The 21,345-nt window shown below is 37.8% G+C and carries 23 protein-coding genes; 22 read left to right on the top strand and 1 reads right to left on the bottom strand.

Annotation, left to right across the window (positions count from 1 at the left end; all coding sequences use genetic code 11):
- Positions 1-116 precede the first annotated feature (116 nt).
- From SAGCYANO_RS37080 to SAGCYANO_RS36990, 19 genes are all read left to right on the top strand, one after another.
- Entirely contained in the window at positions 117-797 is a 681-nt protein-coding gene (locus SAGCYANO_RS37080; protein ID WP_237397048.1) for a 2OG-Fe(II) oxygenase family protein, read from the top strand.
- Positions 798-1,683: 886 nt separating this feature from the next.
- Complete coding sequence (locus SAGCYANO_RS37070) at positions 1,684-2,388, top strand: class I SAM-dependent methyltransferase (RefSeq protein WP_202224605.1); 705 nt, start codon at positions 1,684-1,686, stop codon at positions 2,386-2,388.
- A 10-nt stretch (positions 2,389-2,398) separates the two neighbouring features.
- Positions 2,399-3,340, top strand: coding sequence for a zinc-binding dehydrogenase (locus tag SAGCYANO_RS37065; protein ID WP_237397047.1), 942 nt, complete (start codon positions 2,399-2,401; stop codon positions 3,338-3,340).
- 14 nt (positions 3,341-3,354) lie between these two features.
- A complete protein-coding gene (locus SAGCYANO_RS51030; RefSeq protein WP_375340062.1) occupies positions 3,355-3,462 on the top strand; it encodes a hypothetical protein in 108 nt (35 codons plus the stop codon).
- Positions 3,463-3,520: 58 nt separating this feature from the next.
- A complete protein-coding gene (locus tag SAGCYANO_RS37060; RefSeq protein WP_202224604.1) occupies positions 3,521-4,582 on the top strand; it encodes an alcohol dehydrogenase family protein in 1,062 nt (353 codons plus the stop codon).
- A gap of 383 nt (positions 4,583-4,965) precedes the next feature.
- Complete coding sequence (locus SAGCYANO_RS37055; protein ID WP_202224603.1) at positions 4,966-5,952, top strand: hypothetical protein; 987 nt, start codon at positions 4,966-4,968, stop codon at positions 5,950-5,952.
- Positions 5,953-6,065: 113 nt separating this feature from the next.
- On the top strand, positions 6,066-6,623 hold the full coding sequence (locus tag SAGCYANO_RS37050; protein WP_202224602.1) for a hypothetical protein: 558 nt from the start codon (positions 6,066-6,068) through the stop codon (positions 6,621-6,623).
- Between the two features lie 106 nt (positions 6,624-6,729).
- A complete protein-coding gene (locus tag SAGCYANO_RS37045) occupies positions 6,730-7,005 on the top strand; it encodes a hypothetical protein (protein WP_202224601.1) in 276 nt (91 codons plus the stop codon).
- A gap of 453 nt (positions 7,006-7,458) precedes the next feature.
- Positions 7,459-7,677 (top strand): hypothetical protein, encoded by a 219-nt coding sequence (locus SAGCYANO_RS37040; RefSeq protein WP_202224600.1) that lies wholly within the window; start codon positions 7,459-7,461, stop codon positions 7,675-7,677.
- Entirely contained in the window at positions 7,670-7,810 is a 141-nt protein-coding gene (locus SAGCYANO_RS37035) for a hypothetical protein (protein WP_202224599.1), read from the top strand. The genes SAGCYANO_RS37040 and SAGCYANO_RS37035 overlap by 8 nt, the downstream gene beginning before the upstream one ends.
- A 193-nt stretch (positions 7,811-8,003) precedes the next feature.
- Positions 8,004-9,317: an NAD(P)-dependent oxidoreductase gene (locus SAGCYANO_RS37030; RefSeq protein ID WP_202224598.1), complete on the top strand. Its 1,314-nt coding sequence runs from the start codon at positions 8,004-8,006 to the stop codon at positions 9,315-9,317.
- Between the two features lie 448 nt (positions 9,318-9,765).
- Positions 9,766-10,434, top strand: a complete 669-nt coding sequence (locus SAGCYANO_RS37025) for a class I SAM-dependent methyltransferase (RefSeq protein ID WP_202224608.1) — start codon at positions 9,766-9,768, stop codon at positions 10,432-10,434.
- A 280-nt stretch (positions 10,435-10,714) separates the two neighbouring features.
- The gene (locus tag SAGCYANO_RS37020; protein ID WP_202224597.1) at positions 10,715-11,836 is read left to right on the top strand and encodes a TauD/TfdA family dioxygenase; all 1,122 of its coding nucleotides are present in this window, start codon (positions 10,715-10,717) and stop codon (positions 11,834-11,836) included.
- A 56-nt stretch (positions 11,837-11,892) separates the two neighbouring features.
- Entirely contained in the window at positions 11,893-12,996 is a 1,104-nt protein-coding gene (locus SAGCYANO_RS37015; protein ID WP_202224596.1) for a mandelate racemase/muconate lactonizing enzyme family protein, read from the top strand.
- A gap of 315 nt (positions 12,997-13,311) precedes the next feature.
- Positions 13,312-14,002, top strand: a protein-coding gene (locus SAGCYANO_RS37010; protein WP_202224607.1) for an IS1 family transposase whose coding sequence is annotated in 2 segments (ribosomal slippage) — positions 13,312-13,893 and positions 13,895-14,002 — 690 coding nt in all. Because the reading frame shifts where the segments join, the coding sequence is not laid out codon by codon here.
- Positions 14,003-14,078: 76 nt separating this feature from the next.
- Positions 14,079-14,324 (top strand): hypothetical protein, encoded by a 246-nt coding sequence (locus tag SAGCYANO_RS37005; protein WP_202224595.1) that lies wholly within the window; start codon positions 14,079-14,081, stop codon positions 14,322-14,324.
- Positions 14,325-14,998: 674 nt separating this feature from the next.
- Complete coding sequence (locus SAGCYANO_RS37000) at positions 14,999-15,925, top strand: isopenicillin N synthase family oxygenase (RefSeq protein WP_202224594.1); 927 nt, start codon at positions 14,999-15,001, stop codon at positions 15,923-15,925.
- 174 nt (positions 15,926-16,099) lie between these two features.
- Entirely contained in the window at positions 16,100-16,750 is a 651-nt protein-coding gene (locus SAGCYANO_RS36995) for a sulfotransferase family protein (protein WP_237397049.1), read from the top strand.
- 74 nt (positions 16,751-16,824) lie between these two features.
- Positions 16,825-17,607: an SDR family NAD(P)-dependent oxidoreductase gene (locus SAGCYANO_RS36990; protein WP_202224593.1), complete on the top strand. Its 783-nt coding sequence runs from the start codon at positions 16,825-16,827 to the stop codon at positions 17,605-17,607.
- A 624-nt stretch (positions 17,608-18,231) separates the two neighbouring features.
- Here the strand turns inward: SAGCYANO_RS36990 and SAGCYANO_RS36985 are convergent.
- Entirely contained in the window at positions 18,232-18,495 is a 264-nt protein-coding gene (locus SAGCYANO_RS36985) for a hypothetical protein (protein WP_202224592.1), read from the bottom strand.
- Between the two features lie 211 nt (positions 18,496-18,706).
- On the opposite strand from SAGCYANO_RS36985, the gene SAGCYANO_RS36980 reads away from it, so the two are divergent.
- From SAGCYANO_RS36980 to SAGCYANO_RS36970, 3 genes are all read left to right on the top strand, one after another.
- Positions 18,707-18,916: a hypothetical protein gene (locus SAGCYANO_RS36980; RefSeq protein ID WP_307786286.1), complete on the top strand. Its 210-nt coding sequence runs from the start codon at positions 18,707-18,709 to the stop codon at positions 18,914-18,916.
- A gap of 499 nt (positions 18,917-19,415) precedes the next feature.
- Positions 19,416-20,942, top strand: a complete 1,527-nt coding sequence (psbB, locus tag SAGCYANO_RS36975; RefSeq protein ID WP_202224591.1) for a photosystem II chlorophyll-binding protein CP47 — start codon at positions 19,416-19,418, stop codon at positions 20,940-20,942.
- A 184-nt stretch (positions 20,943-21,126) separates the two neighbouring features.
- The gene (locus SAGCYANO_RS36970) at positions 21,127-21,225 is read left to right on the top strand and encodes a photosystem II reaction center protein T (protein ID WP_202224590.1); all 99 of its coding nucleotides are present in this window, start codon (positions 21,127-21,129) and stop codon (positions 21,223-21,225) included.
- Positions 21,226-21,345: the final 120 nt, after the last annotated feature.

Raw genomic sequence — 21,345 nt, 5'->3', positions numbered from 1 at the left:
GTCAATCAAACTATTGAAGCATCTCGGAAATTTTTTGAATTACCTGAAGATGTAAAACAAAACTACCGTCAAGAACTCCAAAAGTTTATCCCAAAACTTCCAGGGGTTACGTTCCTTTGTATGGAGAATTTCTGAGTCAAGAAGTTGGGTTTGACTCCAAAGAACTTTTTGATTTAGGTATAGAAAGACCTCTATCCGATCAACCCTTTACAGGTCCGACAGTTATACCTGATGATAGTGTAGCTCCAGGTTTTGCTAGTTCTCATTATCAGCTACAAAATGAAATTATGACAAAGGTAACTCCTAAATTATTAAAAGGATTAGCCTTAGCTTTAGGATTAGAAGCAAATTGGTTCGATCGATATTTTACAGAACCGACATTAATTCAGCGCACGATTTATTATCCAGCAGGGGTGGGAAGAGCAGGAAAACATACCGATAATGGCATATTTACTGTTTTAATTCAAGAATATTTTCCTGAGCCTTCTTTGAGAGTTCATACTAAAGAGGAATGGATAGATGCTCCCTGTGTAGAAGATGCCTTTGTGATTAATTTAGGGGATATGTTGCAAATGTGGACAAAAGGATTATTTGTCAGTACACCACACGAAGTAATTCATCGTAATTCTGATTCAACTAGGATATCAATTCCCTTCTTTGTTTATCCAAATATTGATGCAATAATTGAACCATTTAGTACTACAGAAAAAATTAGTTCTAAAGAAGTAATGCTGAAGAATTTTGTGTCAATTTGGGAAACCCATGAAGGGGCTGGTAGGGCTCAAGAATTAGTGTAGGAAAAGAAAGGCTGTTTGTATTTTCAAAAAAGAGGAGTGCATCGCAACTGGAAATACCACGGAAAAATTTCAAAATGCGATTCTCCTATTTTTAGATATGGCATTCTCTGTTGAACGAGGTGCATCTACCATCCCTCATTATCCCACTTAAACTGAAAACCTTGTGGGGAGCAGGGGAGTAGGGAGCAGGGGAGTAGGGAGAAAGAATCATAATTGATTCTGACGATTTAGTAAAAAAGCCAGAAGCAACTATCAAAGCTTATTGCAAAGCTGTAGATATACCATTCGTAAAAGAAGCTTTAGAATGGAAAGCTGAGTCTCAAACTCAAATCAATGAATGGGAGGGTGGATGGCATACTTATGCACTCTCAAGCTCCTATTTCCATGAACCGAAGCAAAGAAATTATGTGAGTATAGAAGATAACGCTCACTTAAAACAAGCATACGAGTATTGTTTACCTTATTACCAAAAACTTTATGAATATCGGTTGCGTATTGAATAAGCTGTTGCGCATTATTTATGCATAGCGATAGATATTATAGAACCCCTGAGTGGATCTATTTAAAAATAGAGAAGGAGATGGGAAGATGGGGAGATGGGGAGATGGGGAGATGGGGAGATGGGGAGATGGGGAGATGGGGAGATGGGGAGATGGGGAGATGGGGAGATGGGGAGATGGGGAGATGGGGAGATTGAGCATTTTTCTACTTTCAATATATCAAATTATCATTAAATATCTCCAATAATCAAAAATCAAATCAATTATTGCACTTTTATTTATCAATTCTTTCCCTCTACTCCCCATTCTCTAAGGACGTTGCATACAATGTCCCTACTTTTGGAGGAGACGCATAAAAGATACGGTTAGGGGTTCTATAAAAATAAATGATTAATGAGTATGTTGAGATAGCCAATTATTATGACAACCTATTAACAAGTGGATACTTTAACTATGATTCCCTTAGCAATATCTTGTACAACTTACTTGGTCCTAGAAGAAAAGTTTTAGATATTGGCGTAGGGACTGGATTACTGACTGAAAAAATGCTCTCCTTGGCAAACTATAACATTGTTGGCGTTGATTTTTCTCCCCGAATGTTGGAAATTGCTAAGAAGAGATTAGCAAATTCAGGTGTTAAGTTGATTTGTGAAGATATTATAGAATTTGAAAGTAAGGAAAAGTTTGAAGCTATAGTTTCAACTGGAGGTGTTATTTGTATATTGGAAGAAGATGGAGAATATAGAATTTGTAGTCACATAACCGACTTAGAAAAAAATAAGCAGTTGCTGACAAAATTACACAGTCAGTTAGACGAGGGTGGATTATTAGCATTGGGAATTCAGGGAGGTCATACCAACTATAAAAAGGAAATCAAAGATAAGATTTTTTATGAGCAGAAAATCAAGAAAGAGGGAAATTATCTTGATAAGTGGTATGTGTTTTCTCAAGCTAATGGAGAAATCAAGAGCGAACAATTTTGCCGTTTTTATGTTTTTGATGGACGACAGACAAATAAAGTCCTGACTGATGCTGGATTTCAGGAAGGATATAAGATTATTGATGACAAGTTTTTGGTAAGCTACAAGTAATATAGTAATTATGACACAATTAATGAATGCAGTTATGCTAACTGGGTATGGCGGACTGGAAAAATTAGAATATACCCAAGTACAAAAACCCATTCCCCAGCAGGGAGAAGTTTTAATTAAAGTGGGTGCTTGTTCTGTTAATAACACAGATATAAATACCCGTACAGGATGGTATGCAGCAGATGAAGGGTTTCAAGAAATCCTTCAAGATACTAAGAAAAATGATGAGGAAAAATCTACAGGTTGGTCTCAGACTGGGATAAAATTTCCCAGAATTCAAGGTGCAGATATTGTTGGTGAAGTTGTAGAAATAGGTACAGATGTAGAACCTAAATTTCTCAATCAAAGGGTAATTGTTGACCCGTGGATAAGGGGGGAAAATCTGGAAAAATATCTATATGTAGGCAGCGAATTAAATGGAGGTTTTGCTGAATATGTTGCTATTCCTGCCACCAATGTTTGTCTGATTAATTCATCTCTGTCAGATGTGGAGTTAGCTACCGTACCTTGCTCTTATTCTACGGCAGAAAATCTCTTGACAAAAGGAAGAGTTAGTGATATAGATACTGTTGTAATTATGGGTGCTTCTGGCGGTGTGGGGAGTTCCGCCGTTCAGTTAGCTAAAATAAGAGGGGCAACGGTTATAGCAATTGTCGGCAAAAATAAAGAACATTTAGTTAAGGAGTTAGGTGCTGATTATATTTATCCTCGCAACGATGAATTAGCATCAAATTTGGCGAAGCATGAAATTACTGTTTCCGTGGATGTGGTAGGTGGAGAATATTTTGAGATAATTTTCAAAGCACTGAGTATTGGGGGACGGTATGTAACAGCAGGAGCGATCGCCTCTCCCATCGTTGACCTAGACTTGCGAGATTTGATTTACAAGAATACAGAAATGATCGGAGCAACTCGCTTTGAACCTCAAGTGTTTCAAAACTTACTTCAGTAATTGAAAAAGGTCTCTTGAAACCGCGAGTAGCTAAAATTTTTCCCCTGAGTGAAATTAAGGAAGCTCAGAATTTTTTTCAAAGTAAAGGCTTTTTTGGAAAAGTTGTGATTACGCCATGTTAATCTTATTGTGTAGCAAAGTTTCACTAAAACTAACTATCAATTAAGAGAAGAAAAAAGAATGACAGAATTAATGAACGCTGTTGTCCTCACTGGATATGGTGGACCTGACAAATTAGTTTATAATCAAGTTCCTAAACCTACTCCCCAGAAAGGAGAAATATTAATCAAAGTAGGAGCTTGTTCTATAAACAATACAGATATAAGCACCAGAACAGGTTGGTATGCAGCAGATGGAGGTTTTCAGGAACTACTGGAAGACAAAGACAGCTACGAGGAAGGAAAATCAACCTGGAATATGATGGGTGTTCAATTTCCACGAATTCAGGGAGCTGATATAGTTGGGGTAGCAGTTGAAGTTGGTGAAGGTGTTAATCCAGATATCCTAAATAAACGGGTTATTGTATATCCTTGGATTCGTACTGCTAAACTTGCAGACTATCAGTATGTTGGCAGCGAAATTGATGGAGGTTTTGCAGAATATGCTGTTATTCCAGCGACTAATGTTTACTCAATTAATTCCGATTTGCCTGATACTCAGTTAGCAACACTACCATGTGCTTATTCTACAGCAGAAAATTTGGTTACAAATGCAAGAGTTTCAGCTAAAGATACAGTAATAATTACAGGAGCATCTGGTGGTGTGGGTAGCGCGGCCATTGAGTTATGCAAAATTCGCGGAGCAGTAATTATTGCTATTGTGGGGGCGAATAAAGAGCACTTAGCTAAGGAATTGGGTGCTGATTACGCTTATGTTCGTGACGAAAAACTTGCCGAAAATTTGGCGAAGCATGAAGTTACAGTGACTGTCGATCTGATAGCAGGAGAATATTTTAGTCTTGTTTTCAAGAGCTTGGTTGTTGGAGGAAGGTATGTTACTTCTGGGGCAATTGCTGGTCCATTGGTTGAGTTGGATATGCGAGATTTGATTTACAAGGATGTGGAGGTGAGAGGAGCAAACCGTTATGGGCCAGAAGTGTTCCAGAACTTGCTGGGATATATTGAACGAGGTTTGTTAAATCCTGCAGTTGCTAAAGTTTTTCCTTTGAGTCAAATGCAAGAAGCTCAGAAATTTTTTCAAAGTAAAAAGTTTTTTGGAAAGGTTGTGATTACACCTGAATAATTACTCGGCGTTGGTAAAGCGCGTGTATGACATTAATCTTAATTCTTTAGGAGTCAGGAGTCAGGAGGGAAGAAAAAAGAAGAAACCCTGAGTAGAAGGAGAAAGTTTTTCGGGGAGCGTATAAGGTCACGGAGTTCTATCGCGCTCTTATCCGGACATGGTATCATACCTCAAATTACCAACACCTAATTACTCTTAATATTCTTATATTCTGGGGGGGGTGACAAGGTAACTATATCTCCAGTCAGTAGCTTAATAATCCATTCTGATGGCTAATTTTTTCTGGAGAGAGGCTAGATAAAAAGTTTATAGAAAAAAGGTTTTTACCTTATTTGTCACCCCCTTCAGCTGATATATATTAAGTAAATAAAAATCAGGAAAAAATGCAAGTATTAGAAACGAAAAGCCATTTCAACTGCCAAGAATTTGATGATTTTCTCATTGAGGAAGTATACCTAGAAAATGTTTTAGTCAAAGGCAATGAAATATGGTTTCGCTATCTCTTAGATGGAGAAAAAATTGATTGTTCTGTCAAGTATGACTCAATCAGTTTAGAAGATACAAATTTAGCCTCTCCTGCTCGGGTAAAATGTTTTGCTGTAGTTATTGCCGTATTATTTAGCCTACGCTTTTCTAGTGTACTTCCCCAAAAAATTGATTTCAGCAAATACAGCCAATTCATCGATCGAGAATTACTGAATTTCTTGCAAACTACGATACCCAAATGCTGGAGTGAAAATCGCTATCAAGTAGGCAAACTTGTGTACCAAAGTCCAGAAATGAAGGTTGACGAATCAGTACTTGGTCAAGATGTTACCTATCCTATTTTCGAGTTAAAAACCGAACAAAATACTGTAGATGCAATTATAGGTTCAGGTTCAGGTAAAGATAGTTTGCTATGCAGTCTAATATTACAAAAAGCTGGAGTTAATTACGATATTCTAACTTGCTTATATAATTCCTATGGCAATATTGAAGAACAAAAAGAACTTTTTACTCAAACCAGCGAACATTTAAACTATAGAAAGCAGCATTATATCTACTTCCAGGACTCTTATTATCCTTGGCTTCAACAAAGGTTTGATCGTTATAACATAGTCGCTCGCACTCAAGAGTATTTTGAGTACAAAAAACCTTTTCATAATATTGCTGGAGAAAATATCATCCTTCCTTTTCTTCTAGCACCCATTCAGGCAATTCATAAAATTACTCTGCTGCTAGTTGGTAACGAAAAAAGTGCTGATGCTCCTAATTTAATCGATAAATATTCAGGAGAAACAGTCGCGCATCAATGGGTAAAAAGCTTAGAAGCTGGTGAAAAAAACAGAAGAACAGATGGCAAGAATGTTTACCGAAATATTGTGGTTTAAAGCCTCCCCTTTTAAGGGGATAATAAATAAAAACTTTCATGATTAGTCAATCCTCTTCTTTTCAAGGAGAGGTAATTCTAAATTCTAAATTCTAAATTCTAAATTCTAAATTCTTGAATAATATTCATCATGCCAGTTTAATAAAAGCTATTCACGATGTGAAAATATTTGACTTAGTTTTTCAATTAGGAGACCAACTACCTTACGCCACAAATTCTTGTAATATCCAAAAACCTTGGTGTTGTCGTTGTGAAAAATGCTGCTATGTTTTTGCTGGTTTTTGTGCTTATGGAGATATAGAAAAGGTAATTAAAGCTTTTGGTAAAGACCTCTTCGCCATGGAAGAAAATTTACATATTTGGTCAGAATTACTAGGATTAAAAGGTTATATTCCTTGGGAATGTGTAGGAATGCCTGAGGAAACTCAACTTTATTTTTATAAGGTTTATCAACAAGGTGTGAGAAATCAGGCGTTCGCGGAGCGTGGCGTCAGCTGTATCGCTCTGTTTGAAAAGGAAATTTTGACACCATTACAAAATAGTGGTAAGTCTGTAGAAAATTATTTTCAGCAAATTCAGAATCAATTCGGTCAAGTGTATGAAGATCATCATACTATGCCAGAATGGTTGTGGCAAAAAATTAGTCCGATTCTAGGGAATTGTTCCCAGTAATAGTTCTAGTTAAGGATAAATCATGGGTAAAAATAAACGATATATAAACTTCTAAAAGATGGTAACATAGCCAATATTTAGTATATACAAAATAGAGAAAATAAACATGAGTTGTCAAACATATATAACTAACAAATTAAAGTATTGTAGTACCTATGAACTGAACATTCAAGATAAGTCACGTCTGCAAAAAAAAACCTTAGAAGAATTTATTTTACAAAAAGTTGTTTCAGGTAAATTTCGCAAGTGGAAAGTTAATGAAAATCACAAACAAGAAATTTACCAAGGCATTTCACATAATATTAATAATGAGCAACCTATTAAATTCACTTTTGGTTTGGAGGTTATAAATTATATAGTTTTTTTCCATTTCCTGAAGTAGATTGGGCGGATTTTTTTGCGATTTCTTATTATTGTCAATATGTGGCTCCAATTTTGTTAGTCTATCCACCAGGAGTAGACTTTACTTTTATGCTTGATAGTAAAATATTAACAAAGATAAATAATATTTCTCTAGATGAAATAAATATGTACCAAAATTCATTTAAAAACTTATTAAAGAATTTGCAAGATTTTTTCCGAAAAACCTAAAGTTAAATGTGCAAAAATCCTCCGATTTGTATAGTGATAGTGAATTTGAATAAAAGTTTCAAGAAAGTTTTGAAAAGGAAGTATAAAACTATGAAAACTTAGATTAAAACAGCAAAAATGCCTTATTAAGATCATCAGAAAGGAATCTAAAACTGAATGGTGTTCAAAATATTACTCATTTAGAAGAAGAAGAAAAAAAGCTAATATTAAATGGGCAGCTATTGCTCATGAAGCTTACTGCAATATGAGTAAATTACACGAATTTGTTTCAGGAAAACAGAAAGAAAAAATTTACTTAAATACAGTTCCCTATAGAAATGCAATAGCTATTGGTTCAACGAAAAATTCTGTAACAACTTTTTGGACTGGTGTAGGTGTTTTAGAAGAAATAGAAATCGGAAAATATAAAGATTGGATACTAAATCCAAGTCATATCATGTCCGGTAGCATCGATATTGTATAGAGAAGGTAAGGAAGAAGGAAGAAGTAGGGGCGATTCGCGAATCGCCCCTACAAGAGAAGGAAAACCTTATATGGCGCTAGATATTTCCCCAACTTTATACACAAACGATACCAACGGACATGATATCAATTAGCTCAACTTCTAAAATATGGTTATGCAGAAGAAAATCTAGAGTTGTTTTCTGAAAGCAATTTGAGGAACCTGAGAAAAATAAAAATAACCGATCATAATTTTTTTCTTCATCTAGGGCGTTATTAATCTTAAAAAATCACCTAAATAACTTATAATTAATATTGTTAGTTTGAACAAGGAAGTAATAGTAAACTATGACCAAACAGAAAGTTGGCTACATCGGCACCGGTGCAATGGGTAAACAAAACATCTACAAACTGCTAGAGGATGGGTATGAAGTCCAAGTTTATGATAAGTATCCAGAAGCAGCAAAACCAGTTATTGCCAAAGGGGCAATTTGGAAAGATAGTCCCAAGGAAGCTGCTCAAGGGATGGATTTGGTAATTACTAATTTACCCTTGCCCGATCATGTACTAGAAAATATGTTAGGAGAAACTGGAGCAGCAGAAGGTATGAGACCGGGTGCAACTTGGATGGATTTTTCTACGACTGACTACCATAATACCCAACATATAGCAGGAGAAGCACGTAAAAAAGGAATACTCAGTTTAGAATCTCCTGTGAGCAATCTTTCTCACATGGGTGTAGATTTTTGTAATGTTAGTTACTACGTTAGTGGCGATCGGGAAGGCTACGATCTGAGTAAAGAAACCCTTGATGCGATCGGCAAAATTTCCTTTTTTGTTAGTAACACTATCGGTGAAGCTCAAACAGTAAAACTCCTAACCAACTTGTTGTTTTATTCACAAATGTTGGTATTAGGGGAAGTGTATATGATTTGCAAAATATATGGCATTCCCTTGTTATGGATGTGGGATTATATTCGATCTTCCATAGGAAATAGTGTGGTGACAGAGCAAGTAAGTCCCTTTATTTTTGATGGCAGTTATGATTATTCCTGTTCCTTAGAAATTACTGTAAAAGATACAGATTTAACAGTTAAATTAGCCGATGAATTAAATCTTCCATTACCTATAGGGCGTATTGTGGAAGAGCGATATCGAGAAGCTGGACAGAAATATGAAGCCCATGATAATCATGTGAAAGTTACTAAATTAATTGAAGAAGACAACAATTTAGATTTGCGGTTGCCTGATTTTACAGCTCCTTCTCCTTATGGTTTAGACCGGAGTTACATTCATTCTGAAGAAAGAGCAACTGATAGTTTTGGGCGCACTAAACCTCTTCCCTATCAATTAGAATATGCAGCACCGAAACCATTAGAAGATGAGAAGTTAATGGATATTGCTAAATCTCTCACAGATTTTATGGCTTATATTAATTACTTAGTCTTAGGAGAAGCTAACGATCTAGGGAAAGGTATGGGATTAACTGATGAGTTATTAGTGGATGTGATTCGTTGGAGTGTTGGAACCTGTTGGATATCCGATAATACTGATACTTATCAACCTAATCCAGAGATTGTGGAGAAGATTAAATCCTTTGATTTTAGCAGTAAAGTCAAACTTCCAGTTATGACAAAGATGCTGGCACATCTGAGTAGTTAAAAGAAGTTTTTTGTTTGTAGTTAGGCTTTAGCCCAGATATAAATAGGGTTTGCTGAAAAAGTCTTTTTTTAAGGAGTAGGGGACCCACCCTAACCCCTCCCAGGAGGGGAAAAGGGGAGTTGGGAAGAATTTTTTTGCCCAACTCTTCTAAAAATGTGCTCCTTTTTGAGTATGAAGAGCTGAAAACCATGTACTTTTTCAATACCTAAAAAGGCTAAAACCTTTACCTGGTAATTATTTTAGATTTAATCAGCAAACCCTAAACATTTGAGGTGCTAAAGCCCAACTACGAGCTTAATTATAAGTGTTTTACCAGACATAATATAATCAAAAACAGGAAACTATTAAGTGTCAATATCAACACATTGTTATATGGAAATAGTATAATAACCTGAAAATTATAAGTTTAATATTTTTATATGCACAAAAATAAAGAAGATCCAGAAAAATTTCTAATGATGTAGAAGAGTGGGTCTTTGGTGCGGAAATAGCTAATAGGTTTACTGATGAAGCCGAAAAACATATACCGGATTATTGGAGAGTAATAGAGCTAACAATTAATATACTTAAAGATAATGTAGCTCAAGATGGATATATTATAGATGTAGGTTGTGCAAGTGGAAATACATTGTTGTATTTATACAAACAGGATTTCCAAAATTTGTTTGGAATAGATTCTTCTCAAGAAATGTTAAAAGTAGCTGGTAAAAATCTGAGTAAAGTTGATAAAGATTTTCCCTCAAGACTATTTCAATCAAAAACATTTGTTCAAAATATGACTTTTAATGCTATTCTTTGTAACTGGACTCTTCATTTCATCAAAGAAAGAGAAAAATACTTAAAAGATATTTTTGATTCTCTAATTAGTAAAGGATTATTTATCCTGACAGAAAAAACACTGCAAAGTCAAATAACAGAAAATCAATATATACTTTTTAAACAAAACAAAAGATTAAGTAATGAAGAAATTGAAAGCAAGAAACAACAATTAGAAGGTGTGTTACATCCCTTGTCTGTAACACAAAATCTAGAGTTATTAACTAACACTGGTTTTTCTCAAATAGAAATAATAAATGCTAGACTTGGATTTGTCACTTTTTTGTGCATAAAACCCTAAGTATCTGAAAAAATTTTCATTAATGGATAATGGATAATGGATAATGGATAATGGATAATGGATAATGGATAATGGATAATGGATAATTACCTCTGGTTAAAACCGCTACGGAATTGAATATAAGGAAATATTATTTCTTCTCTTGGTCGATTGGATATGGCGAGGAGACCTCGCCATCCCTCGACCGCTTTTTCCCCTTAAAAGGGGAGGCTTTAAACCAGAATTATTTAATTATTAATTATTAATTATTCGGTAAATTATAGTATCTTAGCTACCAATAATGGAAAATAACTCTTTTGTAACAGTTAACAACAAACGCTTCCACTACATTTGGCTACGGGATAATTGTCTTTCTGAAAAAAGTCGCCATCCTACCTCTTTTGGGAAACTCTATGACTTCAGCGAAGGAAAAGAAATCCCAAAGCCAAAATCTGTAGAGTTAACAGATGAAGAATTAATAATTGACTGGGACGAAAACCCTCCACATCGCAGCATCTTTCCTATTGAATGGTTGATGACTTATGCTTACGATCGCAACCAAAATGACCACAAGGACAAGCATAAAGAAGCACAAAGTCGCTATCCAGAAGAATTTTTGTGGAATAAAGCTTTGTTGGAGAACTATCTATCTGAGTGGGAAAATTCTAGTTTCGGGGTTTCTCAAGGATGGAAATATCAGCTTTTTAGATATGGTTTTAGTTTAATCCATGACTTAACTCCACAAAAACATCAGGATTTTCTGGCTTCTATTGGACCGATGCTCCATACTGAAGCAGGAGCTTTCTATGACATCGAGTACAAACCTGGAGCGAACGACTTAGGAGATACTTGCTATACTCTCACCCCTCACACTGATTACACAAACAGAGATTATCCTCACTTGCTAACTTGCTTTTACATGGTTAAAAATGAATCGATAGGAGGAGAATCGATTTTAGTGGATGGTTTTCGTGTTGCTAAAGACTTTGGTGAAAAATATCCCCATTACTTTCGATTATTAGCTCAAACTCCCATCCAGTTCCGTCAATTCTATCAAGATTGGCAGTATTTTTATACTAGAAGTAGGTCTATTTTTAAGTTGGATGATTCTGGAGATTTAGTTGCGATTACTTTTGCTCACTTCCACGCTAGTAATTGGAATATTCCTTTCGAGCAGATGGAGGAGTTTTATCAAGCTTATGCAACCTTCTTTAACTATCTCAAAAATCCAGATTACCAATACTGTTTCCGTCTGGAGAAGGGAGACTGCCTGCTAATGAATAATCATCGGATTCTTCATGGCAGAAAGTCTTTCGACCTCAGTTCGGGAAGCAGACTTTTGAGGGTAGGATATTTACTTTGGGATTATATCACAGGAAGAGAGAATTTTCAGCAATATAAAGATTTATATCTGAGTAAATAGCTGTTGCACTTGTATCCTATTCTTTTAACTGAAGAGTGTAAATTTTTCAGAAAATTATGAAAATATCTAAAATTACTGTCTATCAAGTAACTTTACCCCTAGAACATCCTTACCGACTATCAGGTGGTAGGTTGTATTTTGACAAACTGGATTCCACAATCATTGCGATGGATACAGATGAAGGAATTCGGGGTTGGGGAGAAGGATGTCCTTGGGGTTCAACCTATTTACCTGCTTTTCCACGGGGTGTCAGAGCTGGAATTGAAGAACTCGCCCCCCAACTGATAGGACTCGACCCCAGACGCATTGATTTTATTTATCGGACGATGGATACTGCTCTACCGGGTCATCCTTATATTAAATCTGCTCTGGACATGGCTTGTTGGGATATTCTGGGTAAATCAACAGGTTTACCACTTTGCGAATTGTTTGGCGGTCGTCTTGACCAAGAAATAACAATTCAAAATTCTGTTCCCACAGGTACCCCAGAAGAAATGATTGAATCTATTAAGAGGGGTCAAGCAAAAGGGGAGACTATTCATACCTGTAAAATTGGAGCAGATGTAGCTTTAGATATTGAGAGAATTCAAGCGATCGGTGCTTATTTACCAGCTAATGAAACTGCAACTTTTGATGTGAATAGAGCTTGGTTAGTAGATGAAGGTATGAGGGTAATGAATTCGGTAAAAGAACCGATTTTGTATTTTGAACAGCCTTGTGAAACTTATGAAGAGTGTCTACAGTTACGTCAATTGACTTATCATCCTATTATTTTAGATGAATGTATTCAAGCTTATGGTCATGTTGTTCGCGCTCAAGCTGACCGTGCTTGTGAGGCAATTGGGTTGAAGATTGGTAGAGTAGGAGGATTAACCAAGGCCAGACGTATCCGAGATTTTTGTGTGGAAACAGGAATTAGGATGAATATTGAAGTTACTGGAGGAAGTGTAATTGGAGATGCAGGATCAGTTCATCTAGCTCAGAGTACCCCACTAACTCACTTGCGAGCAACTTGGTTATGCCATGAAATGTTGACTGTAGATACAGCTAAAGGTGGTCCTCGGAATAAAGGAGGTAAAACTTCTGCGCCAGAAGCTCCAGGGTTGGGTGTAGAGCCAATAATGGATGTTTTGGGTGAAGCGATCGCTGTGTATCAATAAAATATAGCAATCAGTACTTACGCAGAACCACATCTAGTAGGGGACAAATGGCCGTTTGCTAACGTAGAGCTGCCGAATAGCACCCCTACAGATGGCGTATAATTTGAGATTTTGCGTAAGTCCTGCATTCACCTCTTCAGTTGGAGAAAAGTTTATTGATATAGGTTTTAGATGAAGATATCTCGAATTTCTGTCTATAAAGTCCCCTTGCCCCTAGAATATCCTTACCGTCTATCAGGGGGTCGATTGTATTTTGACAAGCTTGATTCCACGGCGTTGCTGAAAAGTAATGATAAATGTTGTAGAATTCAAAACATGAAATGTCCGAAATGTAACTCCACCCAAACTAGGAAAAATGGCCGAAGACGTGGCCAACAGTGTTTCCAATGTCGAATCTGTGGTCATCAGTTCGTTGAATCCCCTAAGAGTCAACCCTATTCACCACAGATTAAAGAACTATGTCTAAAGATGTATCTCAATGGCATGGGTTTACGAGCTATCCAAAGAGTAACAGAGGTTCATCATACAACCATTATCAAATGGATTAAAGATGCAGGTATAAAATTACCAGATGCCCCCGAAGAGCAAGAGATACCTGAAATCACTGAAATTGATGAGTTACAGACTTTTATAGGCCACAAGAAACACAAAGTTTGGATTTGGACAGTAGTCAATCATTGGAAGCCAGGAATCTTGTTGTGGGTCGTAGGCGATCGCAGCAGCAAAACCTTTGAATATTTGTGGTTAATAATTAGGTGCTGGCATAGCTTTTGGTATGTAAGTGATGGTTATTCTGTGTACCCTTGTTTTATTGCACCAGAAGATCACTTAGTCAGTAAAACTTATATGACCAGGGTGGAAGGGGAAAATACTCGACTCCGACATTATTTGGCTCGCCATCCCATACAAAACCCTTTGCTACTCTAAGTCCCTTGAGATGCTCAAATATTCTATTCGTCTTCTGCTGCACTATCTAAAATTTGAAACTCTTCCTATATCAGCATAGATCATTACTAATCAGCAACGCCAAAATTCTGGCTTTATGGTCTACCTTTCGTGCGACATCTACTGCATTTGAGTGCATGATGCGAGAACGAAGTGATTTTGTAGTTTTTCACGAACCCTTTGGGCTTTCATTTTACAATAGCAAAGAACGGCGCAATACCAATCGTTATCCAGATGCTGAAATCAAAGCTGAGAATAACTATGAAGCCACAAGCCAAAGATTGCTCGACATTGCCAAAAAGCAGCAGGTCTTTATCAAAGATATGCCCTACTACATCAGCCACTTAATAATACCATTTCTCACGCAAGAATGCTATGTATGATTGGGTGGGGACCCACCCCTCGCCCCTCCCCGACCGTGGAGGGGAAGTGTGGGAAGTGTGGGAGGTGGGGGAGGGGTTAAAAGTAGGAAAAATCTATACTAACCCACTAATAATTGTCAAAAAAAGACTTTGAATCTTGATAAATCTGTGACTAATGCTTCTTTCTTTGCACTACCGATGGCCAGATTTTACTCTAGAAGAAACTGGTTACGGACCCCTTGAATAACAACTTTTTAAGGCTTTATTCCATGAAAGTAGCGTTATTAACATCCATTCCACAGCTATATCGCTCTTTTCCGCGATTATTGATGTTCTTACTATTGTCCAATAGTTATTGCTGTGCTGAGAAAGCGATCGTTCTTTTCCGCAATTATTGATGTTCTTACTGACGAAAACAAGGTAATCACGACTTAGGCAAAATACAAAATCATACACCACTTGTAGGGGCGAACGGCATTCGCTTTTACTAGATATGGTGGTTCTGCGTAAGTCCTGAATCTATAACTGTTTAACCAGATTTGATATAACTTACGCAAAGAAACCCAGTTGCTACTAGAAATCCTTGGTTTCAACCATATAGACATACGACTATAACCAGGCTTCTGGGTTCTTATGCCTAAGTTATGATAATATTATACTATACATCTAACCTAGTTAAAAAAACAGATTCTAATATGGACAGCTTGCCAATTATTTCCCTCAAAAAGTTAGCGCAAGAAGAGCCACAGGAGATCGAACGATTGTATTTTGCTTGCGACGATCGTGGCTTTTTCTATTTGAACGATCATGGTATTGCCAAAAAAGTCATAGAAGAAACCATCGCCACTTCTCGGCAATTTTTTGAACTACCAGAAGCTATTAAAAATAACTATGGACAAGACATTCAGACCGTCTCTCCTAAAACTTGTCGGGGCTATGTCCCCCTCTACGGTGAAGCCACCAATGGAAAAGCTGGCTTTGACCCTAAAGAATACTTTGAATTTGGTTTAGAACGTCCCCATTCTGATAAACCCTTTACCGGACAGACTGTTTTTCCCGATGACACTGTTGCACCTGGTTTTGCTTCCTGTCACTATGGCTTACAAAGTGAGATAATGACCAATGTAGTTCCAATATTATTAAAGGGAATGGCTTTAGCATTGGGTCTGGAAGCCACATGGTTTGATCGCTTTTTTACCGATCCAATTTTAATTCATCGTACCATCTATTATCACCCTGGAACAGGAAAAGCTGGAAAGCATACCGATAGTGGAATGTTTACTATATTGATTCAAGAAAACCTGCCTGCGCCATCGTTGCGGGTGAGAAGCGATCGCCATTGGATGGGCGTTCCTTGTCTGGAGGATGCTTTTGTCATTAATTTAGGCGATATGTTGCAAATGTGGACGAAAGGAAAATTTGTCAGCACTCCCCATGAAGTTATTCACAATCTTCCCGTTAGTCGCATATCAATTCCCCTATTTCTGTATCCGAATATCGATACAATTATCGAACCTTTTGGCACAGAGGAAAAAATTAGCGCTTTGGATGTAATGCTGAAAGATTACCGATCGATTTGGGAAACCCAGGAAGGGGCGGGTCGGGCAAAAGAGTTAACTTGAAATTTAAGGATTCAGGTATACTTTTACTAACTATTAAGCTCGTGCTTATCTACCTACTATCAAACAATTTGCGATTAATTTGATAATATTGTATGAAAAAATTCTGGCATTATGGGCAATACCCCGCTCAACTTCCACCGCTTTTGAAACCATGATGCGAGAAGGGGAGATTTTCTGGTTCTTGATGAACCCTTTGGTTTATACTTCTACTACAGCGAGGAGAGAAGATGCGATCGCTATAAAGAGGCCGAGAGTAATCCCAACTATAACTTTCAACCTCTATTCCAAGACCTCATCAATAAAGCCCAAAAGCAATCAGTATTTATTAAAGACATGGGTCGTTTTATTTACGACCGTGCTGATGAAGCATTTTTATCCCACTTTGAGCATAGCTTTCTGATCCGCGATCCAGCCAAAGCTCTTCCTTCTCTATTTGCTGGTTGGCCTGATTTTAGCTTAAGTGAAACTGCGTATGCAGAACTTTACCAATTATTTGAAGCCACCAAAGCCTTTTTAGGAAAAGTTCCCCCTCTCATCGATTCTGATGACTTAGTACAGAAACCAGAGGCTACAGTAAAAGCTTACTGTGATGCCGTAGGAATTCCGTTTATGCCCCAAGCTTTAAAATGGCAACCCAAGATACGCTCTGAAGTTCTACAATGGGAAGGGTGTTGGCATACTCATTTACAATCGAGTCAAGGATTTAAAGAAAGAGAGGGAAAAGATTATGTTAGCATAGAGGATAATGACCACTTAAAGCAGGCTTATGAGTATTGTTTGCCTTATTATCAAAAGCTCTACGAACATCGACTAAAGATTGAATAAAAACTTCTAGCAATGGATACAGACAGTAAATCTTTAATTTAAATTAGTTTCTTAAACTTATATTGATGAGGAATATGAATCAAGCAAAATTTCTTCAACATCGCATAGCAATAGTAACAGGTGGTACATCTGGCATAGGCAAAGCTATTGCTCTTGCTTTAGCCCAAAACGGAGCTAATGTAGCAGTTGGTTCTCGTTCCGCTAGCACGAGTTCGTGCCAAGCTGAAATTGATTCACAAGGTGTCAAAGCTCTAGTTATGAATCTGGATGTGTCTTCAACAGATTCAGTTCAGGCTTTTTATGATGCTACAATGAAGGAATTCGGCAAAATTGATATTCTTGTTAATGCTGCTGGAATTGCTTATGAGCATGAAATGTGCAATCATCCTGATGAAGAATGGTATAAAGTTATAGATATTAACCTCAACGGTATCTATCGCACTACCAAACTATGTTTTCCGGGAATGATCGAACGCAAATGGGGTCGTATTATTAATATTGCCTCGACTTCAGCTTCAGTAGGTGCTCCGCTTCACGCTGCCTACTGTACTTCCAAAGCAGCAATTCTTGGACTGACTCGCTGTGTCGCTTTGGAAGGCGCACCTTATGGAGTATCTTGTAACTCAATTAGTCCAGGGTGGGTAGAAACTAAGTTAGCTGAAGGGATGATTGGAAGACTTGCTCAAGTTGAAGGTCGAACTGCTGCTGAATATTTAGAGGAAATCAAGCACAGTTATCCTCAGAAGAGAATTATACAACCACAGGAAGTAGGCGAACTGGCTGCTTTCCTATGTCGTGATGAGGCATTGGGTATTACAATGGAGGATATAACAATATCAGCAGGTTCCCTGTGGTGAAAAAATTTGGATTGATAGCAATGTTGAAGTATTTGTCATATCAAATCCGGTAGCATCGGTGTTATTCAACATGATAAGATTGTAGGGGCGAATGGCCATTTGCTAACGCAAAGCTGCCGCTAACGCCCTTACACATTGTATGACCATTAACGGAATTATATTACTCCGAAGCCAACGGATTTGATATCAGTTGGAAAACAGGTGATAGGAATGAGTTTTTCCCTTGTAGCGATCGCTCTAATTGCTAAATCAATAATGGTAAACTTCTAATGATATCAAATCTGACATGATGGATAACACTGCGTGCGACTTCCGCTGCACTTGATATCATGTTCGTTGGTATCGTTTGTGTAAAAGTTGGGGAAATATCTACCGTCATATCAGGTTTTTCCTTGTCTTGTAGGGGCGAACGGCCGAAAGCTTGCGCATAACTATCGTTAACGCCCCTACTTCTTCCTTACCTTCTCTATACAATAGACATCTCCAATAATAAAAAATGAAATCAATTATCCCACAGAAATTATCAATTCTTTCCCCCTACTCCCTACTCCCTCTTTTGGTGGAGATGTCTAATACCGATGCTACCGGACATGATATGAGTGTATGATGCAGGAATGAAGAGTTCTATTTTTTTTTAATCACCTGGCGTTGGTGAAAAGAGGTATGATATCTTGTCCGGATAAGAGCGCGAACAAAAAACTCTCTCCTTCTACTACTGTTTCTTCTTCTTTCTTCTCTCCTGACTCCTAAATAATTAAGATTAATATCATACACGCGCTTCACCAACGCCATAACCTTTTTAAGTTTAACAGGACTTACGCAAATTGACTTTTCAACCACCATCTGTAGGGGCGAATGGTATTCGCCCTCTGTAGGGGCGAATGGCATTCGCCCTCTCTTTATGTAGAGTCTCTGCGTAAGTCCTGATTTAAAACAGAAAGATGGTCTTATCTTTGATAAACTTTCTGATAAATTAGTCAAGTTTAGAAAAGTCTGTGAAATACTTCTTCTTATCAGAGGGGTGGGCCGTAGGTAGAATTTGGACAGTCGGCGGTCTCTGGAGTGAAACAGCTTGGAGACGAGCACCAGATATTGAAAAATGAATCTTTGTATTTTGGATAAAAATGAAAGAATGTGGCTACATCGAGTCGAAGATGCAGTATTGATGGTAGAGATTTATCCCACTGCTGAAGCTCAAAAGTCTGCTTCTAATCAGAATATTGGCAATGTGGTGTTGACTCGCTTGATTAATTCTGAAAAAGTCTTGGAATATCTTTGTACTACCTCAGCCATCTGTCAAATTAGCTAAAGTCATTAGGCTTAAACTTAAAGTCAAAAGTCGTTCTAACTAACATATTAATCATCAACTTTTTCCTTTTGTAATGTTTGCTTGCTATTAACTTAAAACTCTATACAATTCTTGAAATAGTTTTAACTTTTATGCTCCTATCTGGTAAAATAGGCCATATTGTCACTAACTATCTTGACAATTGGACTATGATTAGGGCAATTTTACCTAAACCGTTGAGAAGCCTCACACCATAATTTTCAATTTGGTGTGAAATGAATCGGCAGTAAGCGTAAAATCTGACTGCGGAGCTAGGCGCGTAGTTTTTCGATCTGCAAAAAGGGCGGTGGGGCATCCTGTCCTTAAAGCTCGCTCTTGTCCGATGCAATAGCAGGACTGCGAAGCGAGAAGCCTAAACTATACCGAATGGTTAGTGTGGGAGTATGTCACACAAGGACATAATAAACAAAAGAAAAAAGCTTTCAGTATAGACATCACTTAATAAGGAGGAGTGTAGTCAATGGGACTACCTTGGTATCGAGTACATACAGTTGTTCTGAACGATCCAGGACGACTAATATCCGTGCATCTAATGCACACTGCTCTAGTAGCAGGTTGGGCTGGCTCAATGGCCCTTTATGAACTAGCAATCTTCGATCCTAGCGATCCAGTCCTGAACCCTATGTGGCGTCAGGGAATGTTCGTAATGCCATTTATGGCACGTCTAGGTGTCACCCAATCTTGGGGTGGCTGGAGCGTTACTGGAGAAGCAGCCTCTAACCCAGGTTTCTGGTCTTTTGAAGGTGTAGCAGCAGCTCATATTGTTCTTTCTGGTCTGCTGTTCCTAGCTGCTGTATGGCACTGGGTTTTTTGGGACTTAGAGCTGTTCTTTGACCAACGTACCGGAGAACCTGCTCTAGACTTACCAAAAATGTTTGGTATTCACTTATTCTTATCTGGTTTACTCTGTTTTGGCTTTGGGGCCTTCCATTTGACAGGAGTATTTGGTCCAGGAATGTGGGTGTCAGACCCCTATGGATTAACGGGTTCTATTCAACCAGTAGCCCCGGCCTGGGGACCGGAAGGGTTTAACCCATTTAATGCTGGTGGTATTGTGGCCCACCACATTGCTGCTGGAATTGTGGGAATTATTGCTGGTTTGTTCCACCTATCTGTAAGACCACCAGAACGTCTCTACAGAGCATTGCGGATGGGTAACATTGAAACAGTACTCTCTAGCAGTATTGCAGCAGTATTTTTTGCAGCCTTTGTTGTCGCTGGCACAATGTGGTACGGCTGTGCGGCTACCCCGATTGAATTATTTGGCCCTACTCGTTATCAATGGGACAACGGTTACTTCCAGCAAGAAATCGATCGTCGCGTTCAATCTGAAATAGCAGCAGGTAAAACTGCTTCTGAAGCTTGGTCAACCATTCCTGAAAAATTAGCCTTCTACGATTATGTTGGTAATAGCCCTGCCAAAGGTGGTCTATTCCGTGTTGGCCCAATGAATAATGGTGATGGTCTTGCTCAAGGTTGGCTTGGTCATCCAGTATTTAAGGATAAGGATGGCGAGGAATTATTTGTGCGTCGTCTACCAAACTTCTTTGAAACTTTCCCAGTTATCTTGACCAATGCTGATGGTGTAGTTAAGGCTGATATTCCTTTCCGTCGTTCAGAATCAAAATATAGTTTTGAGGAGAAGGGCGTAACAGTTAGCTTCTTAGGCGGTGAACTTAATGGTCAAACGTTTACTAAAGCTACAGATGTTAAGAAGTATGCTCGTAAAGCTCAGATAGGTGAACCTTTTGAGTTTGACCAAGAAACTTTAGGCTCTGATGGTGTATTCCGGACTAGCACTCGTGGTTGGTTTACCTACGGCCATGCTTGTTTTGCTCTACTTTTCTTCTTCGGTCATATTTGGCACGGATGTCGGACTTTGTTCCGCGATGTATTCGCAGGTATTGACCCAGACTTAGAGGAACAAGTAGAGTTTGGTCTATTCCAGAAATTGGGAGACCTAAGTACTCGTAGGAAAGAAACCTAAAGTAACTGTGGTTTAACAAATAGTATAAGATAGGCCACGAAGAAAACTAGGTATCTCTCATCTTCAAATTTTCGATAAAAGTCCAACGACTACTTTGATAAAAGTTACAAAGTATTTTCGTTGGACTTTTTTTGACGTTCAACTGGTAAACTAATATAGAACAGGATTTTCAGGAAATTCCCTTATGGAAAGCGCAGCTTACATATTAGTATTGGCTTTGGCCTTGGGTGTGATATTTTTTGCGATCGCCTTCCGCGATCCCCCAGAATTGGAAAGTAATTAGTTTTGATTGGTTTTTTATCAAATAAATTGCTTTTTTATGATAAATGAGTACTGAGTTCTCAACCCAGTACTCATTTCTTCTAACTTTAAATAAGTTACTGAATAATTAAGGTAAAATCCT

This window comes from Okeania sp. KiyG1 (genome assembly GCF_014132355.1).
Taxonomy (GTDB): Bacteria; Cyanobacteriota; Cyanobacteriia; order Cyanobacteriales; family Microcoleaceae; genus Okeania.
Note: the sequence above shows the minus strand (reverse complement) of the source record. Positions and strands in the feature narration are given on the sequence as shown.